Origin of the sequence: Pseudogracilibacillus amylolyticus (SeqCode) (assembly GCF_051918545.1) — a bacterium.
Lineage (GTDB): Bacteria > Bacillota > Bacilli > Bacillales > Amphibacillaceae > Pseudogracilibacillus.
In genome coordinates this window covers 7,430-15,227 of sequence record NZ_JBPPZG010000087.1, presented here as the reverse complement: position 1 = coordinate 15,227, position 7,798 = coordinate 7,430, and the positions used below count along the sequence as shown (strand labels likewise).

Below are 7,798 nucleotides of genomic sequence, written 5' to 3'. Positions count from 1 at the left end.
ACCCCTGACTTGAGCAACCTCAACCCCAACTCGAGCAACTCCACCCCTGACTTGAGCAACCTCAACCCCAACTCGAGCAACTCCACCCCTGACTTGAGCAACCTCAACCCCAACTTGAGCAACTCCACCCTCGACTTGAGCAACTTCAACTCAACTTGAGCAACTTCTACTCGACTCGAGCAACTTGCACCCTAACTTGAGAAATGCAGAGTCGTTTACCAACATGCATAGTGACAGCCGATTAATGCAGAGTATGTTTCTGTAGCGGTAAAACATTCATTATTCGAATTAACTGCGCAGTTTTCATCAATTTCGACGTTTAGAAATAATGAGGTTTATGGGAAGTTGATTAATAAGATTTTGTGTTTATCATTAAGATAGTTTTTTTGTACTGACAAAAAGGTAAAAATGATAATGTAGAAATGTACAAAAACGATTAAATAAGAATGTACAGGTTTGACTATATTCAGCATACTATTTTTAAATTTTTTATATAAAAATTTAAAATAAATTTATAAAAAACACTTGAAAGTCAAAATAGGTCAGTGTATAATATAGTCAAAGGTCAAATATAGTCAAAGTCAAAAGACATAAATTTTAATAAACAAACTCTGAAATAAAACAAATTTAAAGGAGGACAATCTTTATGAAATGTCAACAGTGTGGAGTTAATAGAGCAACGGTAAATATGGCAATGCAAATTAATAACGAACGAAAACATTTACAGCTATGTGGAGATTGTTTTCAAAAAATCCAAGATCAATTAACAGATTCAAATAATTTTTTCAGTGGAGATATGTTTTCTAATCCATTTTTCCAAGGTGCTATGGGAGGACAAGGTCAGAGCAGAACGACTACGAAACAGCAACATGCTGGACGTGGCGGTGGATTACTTGATGAATTAGGAACGAATGTAACAGATAATGCACGTAATGGTAAAATTGATCCGGTAATTGGCCGAGACAATGAAATTAAGCGTGTCATTGAAACGTTAAACCGTCGTAATAAAAATAACCCGGTATTAATTGGTGAACCAGGCGTAGGTAAAACAGCTATTGCTGAAGGACTCGCACTTAAAATGATTGAAGGCGATGTTCCGGCGAAATTGATGAACAAAGAAGTCTATGTACTTGATGTTGCTTCATTAGTAGCAAATACTGGCATTCGCGGTCAATTCGAAGAAAGAATGAAACAGTTAATCGAAGAATTAAAAAGTCGTCCAGATGTTATTCTTTTCATCGATGAGATTCATTTATTAGTTGGAGCAGGCACAGCCGAAAGCTCGCAAATGGACGCAGGTAATATTATGAAGCCGGCGCTTGCCCGTGGTGAGTTACAAGTAATCGGGGCAACTACGTTAAAAGAATATCGTCAAATTGAAAAAGATGCTGCTCTTGAACGTCGTTTCCAACCGATTATTGTTAAAGAGCCAACAAATGAAGAAACGATTCAAATTTTACAAGGATTAAAAAGCCGTTATGAAGATTTCCATGGTGTGAAATATTCAGACGATGTGATTGAAGCATTCGTTAATTTATCTGCTCGCTATATCCAAGACAGATTTTTACCGGATAAAGCAATTGATTTAATGGATGAGGTAGGATCACGGATTAACCTTGCAAACGCCGAACAAGATACAGATACGATAGAAGATCAATTGGAAAAAGTGGTAAAAGAAAAAGAAGCAGCTGCCGAGCAAGAAGATTATGAAAGAGCCGCGAACTTACGCTATCAAGAAATACAATTACAAAAACAATTAGAAAAAGCGAAAGATAATAATCAAGATGTAAGTCCTAATGTTACTCTAAAAGATGTTGAACAAATAGTGGAAGAAAAAACAGGTATTCCTGTGACAAAACTTCAAGCAGATGAACAAGAAAAAATGCGTAATTTTGCTGACCATTTACGTTCAAAAGTTATCGGACAAGATGAAGCGGTAGACAATATTGCAAAAGCAATTCGTAGAAGCCGAGCTGGTCTTAAATCAAAATATCGCCCAATTGGTTCGTTCTTATTCGTCGGACCAACAGGTGTAGGGAAGACTGAACTTTCAAAAGTGTTAGCAGAAGAATTATTCGGATCAAGAGATTCACTTATTCGACTTGATATGAGTGAGTATATGGAAAGACATACTGTTTCTAAAATTATTGGATCACCTCCAGGATATGTAGGTCACGAGGAAGCAGGTCAATTAACAGAAAAAGTTCGTCGCAACCCATATTCAATTATTTTGCTAGACGAAATTGAAAAAGCACACCCAGACGTACAAAATATGTTCCTACAAATTATGGAAGATGGTCATTTGACGGATTCTCATGGTAGAACTGTAAGCTTCAAAGATACAGTGATTATTATGACAAGTAACGCTGGTTCCGGTGTGAAACAAGTAAATGTTGGATTTGAAAAAACAAATGAAGCAGTATCAACATTTGAAAATTTAAGTGATTACTTCAAACCGGAGTTTTTAAACCGATTTGATGGAATCATTAGATTCAACGAATTGACTGAGGAAAACTTACTCGAAATTGTTGACTTAATGCTTCACGATTTAGAAGAAACAATTGAGGACAGTGAAATAAAAATAGAAGTGACTGACGAAGCGAAAAAACAATTGGTTAAGTTAGGGCATGATCCACGTTTTGGTGCAAGACCTTTACGTCGTGTCATCCAAGATAAAATTGAAAATCAATTAACAGACTTAATTTTAGAAAATGAAACAGTCGAAAATGTTATCGTTGAAGTTGTAGATGAAAATATAGTTGTGAAGAATAGATAATATTCGTTTAAAACCGCTGAATTAATTTCGGCGGTTTTTTTATGTTTTCATCTGCATAAAATAATAGTAAAGAATATGAATGTTGGAGGTTAAAAAATGAAGCCAATTATTGGAATCGTTCCTTCGATCAATGAAGAAGAAGGTCTTTATTATCTTCATGAAGATAATATTACCGCTATACGTGAAGCCGGTGGAATACCGATAATTATTCCTTATGGGAACGAGGGACAGCAAGTAATAGATATAATTGATGGCCTTTATTTAACAGGTGGATTTGACATTGATCCAACTTTTTTTGAAGAAGAACCTCATCCAAATCTAGGAAAAATAAATCGATTACGAGATGAATTTGAAATCGACCTTATAAAAAATATAAGGAAAGTAAAAAAACCAATTTTAGCAGTTTGCAGAGGGTGCCAAATTTTAAATATTGCAATTGGTGGAGATATGTATCAAGATATTAATGACCAAATAAAAACACCACTCTTGCAACATCAGCAAAATGCCATCAAAAGTCATGCTTCACATTTTGTACATATAGTGGAAGGAAGCTTGCTCCACAACTTAGTCGGTACAAATAAGATTAAAGTGAACAGTCGTCATCATCAAGCAAATCGGACATTAGGTAAACACTTAATCACAAGTGGTACATCAAGTGACGGTATAATAGAAGCGATCGAAAGTGGTAATGATCCATTTGTCCTTGGTCTCCAGTGGCATCCAGAAAATCTTGCTGTAAAAGGAGATGAAACATCATTACATATTTATCGTGGATATATTCAAGCCTGTAAAGAAAGGAGACATGAGCGTGCAAATAATTGATACCCATTGTGATGCGCTTTATAAGCTTCAGCAAACAAGAGGCATAAACTTTCAAAATGCTAGCGCTTTGCAAACAAATTATAAAAGGCTACAAGCCGGAAACGTGAAAGTTCAATTTTTTGCAATTTTTCTCGATCCAGATACAACATCAGATAAAATATGGAAAAAAACATTAGAACAAATAGACTTATTCCGTACAGAAGTTATTGCAAAAAATCCGGAAATGATCCATATAAAAAAGTGGAAGCAAATACATAAATTAAAAAACCACGAAATTGGTGCAGTTTTAACATTAGAAGGAGCAGAGTCATTTGGGAATGATATTCACAAACTGCAACATTTATATAAAGCAGGTATTTTATCTATAGGACTGACATGGAATAACGCAAATCTTTGTGCAGATGGAGTAGGTGAGCCTCGTGGAGCTGGGCTAACTGTCCTTGGCCGAGATGTAGTATTGCAAAATAATAAACAACAAGTATTAACGGACGTCTCTCATTTATCTGAAAAAGGATTTTGGGAAGTGATTGAACTAGCAGATTATCCGATCGCTAGCCATTCTAATGCAAAAAAAATTTGCAATCATTCCCGCAATTTGAACGATGAACAGATTAAAGCTTTAATCAAAAAAGATGCACCAATACATCTAGTCTTTTATCCGCCTTTTATAAAAGACAATAAGCAAGTTACTATTAGCGATATAATTAAACATATCGATCATATTTGTTCTTTGGGCGGAGAAAGAAATATCGGATTTGGGTCTGACTTTGATGGGATTGATCAACATGTAAAAGACTTAGAGGATGCATCAAAATATCAACATTTAATTAATGAGCTACTGAAACATTATTCAGAAGAACAAGTTCATCGCTTTGCAAATGAAAATTTCACAAATTACTTAAAGAAATTAAAGCTTTTCTAAATTCCTTCACTCTTAAGTTAAAATGATATTATGATATCTAGTAAATTTGGCAAAACTAATAAATAACCACTACTTAGGAGTGAGGTTTGTGATTACAGAAAAAGATGCATGGGTCATGAATGGGTATTTAGGCATTATCGTGATTGCTATTTTAATAGGAGTGTCTATTTTAAATTTTTTTCATCAACAGATTTTTGTTGGAATTATATTCGCTGTTATTGGTATTATTTTAGCAACTGGTCTAACCTTGATACAACCAAATCAGGCCGTTGTCGTATTGTTTTTCGGAAACTATGTTGGAAGTTTACGTAAGGAAGGTCTAGTGATAACTGTACCATTTTCGTTAAGAAAAAAAATTTCTCTCCGTGTTCGCAATTTTCATAGTAGACGTTTAAAAGTGAATGATGTGAATGGAAATCCAATCGAAATCGCCGCGGTAATTGTGTTCCGTGTTGTTGATTCAGCAAAAGCAGTTTTTGATGTGGATCAGTATGAAGAGTTTGTTGAAATACAAAGTGAAACAGCACTTAGAGCAGTAGCGACAAAGTATCCATACGACAGTTTTGATGAAAAAGCGCTAACTTTACGGGGAAATGCTGAAGAAATTTCCAATGAATTAAAAACTGAAGTAGATGAACGTTTATTTGTAGCTGGGGTTGAGATTATGGAAGCGCGATTAACACATCTAGCGTATTCAACGGAAATTGCTCAAGCAATGTTGCAACGACAACAAGCAAGTGCCATCGTCGCTGCTAGAAAACAAATTGTTGAAGGTGCGGTCGGCATGGTTCAAGACGCGATCGAACAGTTAGAGCGAGACGGGGCAGTGAAACTAAACGAAGATACAAGAGTGACGATGATAAATAATCTTCTAGTTTCGATCGTTGCAGATAATGGAGCGCAGCCGATTATTAATACAGGAACAATAAAAGAAGAGTGAGATTTATGACCATGTGAAAATGGTCTTTTTTTATTGCAAAAATTATTGACAAAAACGTCACTTACTTATATAGTTAATTATACATGTAACTAACCTGACGAAAAAAAGGGTGGTGGCAAAATGAAGAATAAACTGGATGAAAGCAGACCTATATATGTACAAATTAAAGAATTTATTGAGGACTCAATTATTAATGAAACGATAAAAGTCGGAGAAAGAGTACCCTCAACAAATGAATTAGCAAAGTATTATAAAATTAATCCTGCTACTGCCAGACAGGGAATGAATGAATTAGTTAGTGAGAATATATTACGAAAACAAAGAGGTGTCGGGATGTTTGTAACAGAGAATGCGAAAGAAATATTAATGGAAAATCGTAAAAATGAGTTTTTTGATCATTATATCGTTCCGTTAAAATTGGAAGCAGAAAAATTAAACATCACAACCGAACAATTAGTGAAAATGTTAGAGGAGGGGAAGCATTGATGAAAATTGAAGTAAGAACTGTAACGAAAAAATACCGTCAAACCGATGCATTAAAAGATGTCTCATTTATACTGAATGAGCCAAAAATATATGGATTACTTGGTCGAAATGGCGCTGGGAAAACAACATTCATGGAAATATTAGCAGGACATCAATTAGTAACACAAGGCGAAGTTCTTATTAATGGGATAAATCCTTTCGACAATCGGAATATAGTAGAAAATATTTGTCTCATAAAAGAAGGAGATAATTTTCATAAAGATATGAGAATCAAACAAGTACTCCAATCTTATGCGCTATTTTATCCAAATTGGGATCAAGCATTAGCAGACAAATTAATTGAAGAGTATAAGCTAAATAAAAAATCCAGGATAAAAACATTATCGAAAGGGATGGCATCAGCGTTAGGGGTAATTGTTGGGTTAGCGAGTAAAGCTCCGATCACTATTTTTGATGAGCCATATATTGGAATGGATGCAGCAGCTAGAAAGAAGTTTTATGATATTTTACTAGAAGAATATGAACGAGAAAAACGTACAGTTATTTTTTCGACTCATTTAATCGATGAAGTAAGTTTGTTATTTGAAGAAGTGCTTATTTTACAAGAAGGTAAATTAATTTTGCAAGAAACAGCAGATGTATTACGTGATCAAACATTTACGGTTACAGGAGAGAAAACAGAGGTCGAGAAGTTTATTTATAATAAAAAGGTGATGAAAACGAAGCAACTTGCGAATATGATGACGGCATATATTTATGGAGATAAAGCGGAAGCGCAAAAAACGAATTTACAAGTTGAAGGAATACCAATCCAAGATCTGATGATTTATCTTACAGAATCGGGAAAGGGGGCATAATGATGTCGAAACAATTTCAAGGCGCACTTTATTATTTATTTGCTAATATTCGTTATTCACTGACTTACTTTTGGGCTATTTTATTGGCTTTATTAATCGTTACTATTGCAGCAACTATTTTAATGCCAGACACAGACATAGCTTTTGAACTTTCAATACCAGTCTATATTTTTGCAGCAGTCATTGGGTATTGGACAGTAAAAAACGCATTCCCTTATTTAATAAAGATGGGGAGTACAAGAAAAAATATATTTGTTAGCTTTGGCGTCTACGCATTTTTATTGACTTTATTAAATGCTGTGATTTCTAATACGGTTAATAAATTTGTATCCATGATAATTGGAACAGAGCGAGATTATGGAATTATTACAATCATGGAAAATGATACAACTATGACCTTTAATCATATTGGCGATTTATTAGGTGCAAATTCATGGATTATGCGTATTGTCATTGATACTTCTATTTCTTTTTTCTTACTAGCAGTTATGTTTATTATCGGTCTCATTTTTTACCGATTTGGCTTGATTGGTGGTTTTAGCTTCTTAGGGGTTCTAGTAATGATTATTGTCTTTGGCTTTTCAAATGGCTGGTTATTGGATTTTATTCTGGCGATTCATAATAATTTCAGTTTTGCATTCTTTTATCAATTATTTACAGTTGGTGTAATCGTCTACTTATTTTCGTTTTTCCTGTTAAGAAGAGTAACTGTTTAATTTGTAATTGATTATTAGAAAACTTGGATTATCACCAAGCCTTTATGGCGAAAGCCAAAGTTGCACTTATGAAGTAAGCAAGTCTTTTCTTACCTTCCAAAAAAGTTTTAGTCAAAGAGAAATCCGAACTATGATGCAAATTTAGTTCGGATTTTTTGGTTACTTTTATAAACCTTATTACTGATTTTCCATAAACTGTTGAGTAAAGTTGGATAGTAATTGTCCTCCGCTACGGAAATACACTGCGCTTTCCACGGGCGGCTGATGAGCCTTCCTTGT

At 34.5% G+C, this 7,798-nt stretch carries 7 protein-coding genes; all 7 read left to right on the top strand.

Translation table 11 applies throughout. The annotated features are described in order from the left end of the window. Positions 1–646 precede the first annotated feature (646 nt). Positions 647–2,776: an ATP-dependent Clp protease ATP-binding subunit gene (locus ACPYKA_RS11015; protein WP_479542340.1), complete on the top strand. Its 2,130-nt coding sequence runs from the start codon at positions 647–649 to the stop codon at positions 2,774–2,776. A 96-nt stretch (positions 2,777–2,872) separates the two neighbouring features. Further along, the gene (locus ACPYKA_RS11010) at positions 2,873–3,598 is read left to right on the top strand and encodes a gamma-glutamyl-gamma-aminobutyrate hydrolase family protein (protein ID WP_479542339.1); all 726 of its coding nucleotides are present in this window, start codon (positions 2,873–2,875) and stop codon (positions 3,596–3,598) included. Then, positions 3,585–4,520: a dipeptidase gene (locus tag ACPYKA_RS11005; protein WP_479542338.1), complete on the top strand. Its 936-nt coding sequence runs from the start codon at positions 3,585–3,587 to the stop codon at positions 4,518–4,520. The genes ACPYKA_RS11010 and ACPYKA_RS11005 overlap by 14 nt, the downstream gene beginning before the upstream one ends. A 91-nt stretch (positions 4,521–4,611) precedes the next feature. Next, positions 4,612–5,460 (top strand): SPFH domain-containing protein, encoded by an 849-nt coding sequence (locus tag ACPYKA_RS11000; protein ID WP_479542342.1) that lies wholly within the window; start codon positions 4,612–4,614, stop codon positions 5,458–5,460. Positions 5,461–5,580: 120 nt separating this feature from the next. After that, complete coding sequence (locus ACPYKA_RS10995; RefSeq protein ID WP_479542337.1) at positions 5,581–5,946, top strand: GntR family transcriptional regulator; 366 nt, start codon at positions 5,581–5,583, stop codon at positions 5,944–5,946. Beyond that, positions 5,946–6,803: an ABC transporter ATP-binding protein gene (locus ACPYKA_RS10990; RefSeq protein WP_479542341.1), complete on the top strand. Its 858-nt coding sequence runs from the start codon at positions 5,946–5,948 to the stop codon at positions 6,801–6,803. Before ACPYKA_RS10995 ends, ACPYKA_RS10990 begins: the two co-directional genes overlap by 1 nt. 2 nt (positions 6,804–6,805) lie before the next feature. Next, positions 6,806–7,519 (top strand): hypothetical protein, encoded by a 714-nt coding sequence (locus ACPYKA_RS10985; protein ID WP_479542336.1) that lies wholly within the window; start codon positions 6,806–6,808, stop codon positions 7,517–7,519. Positions 7,520–7,798: the final 279 nt, after the last annotated feature.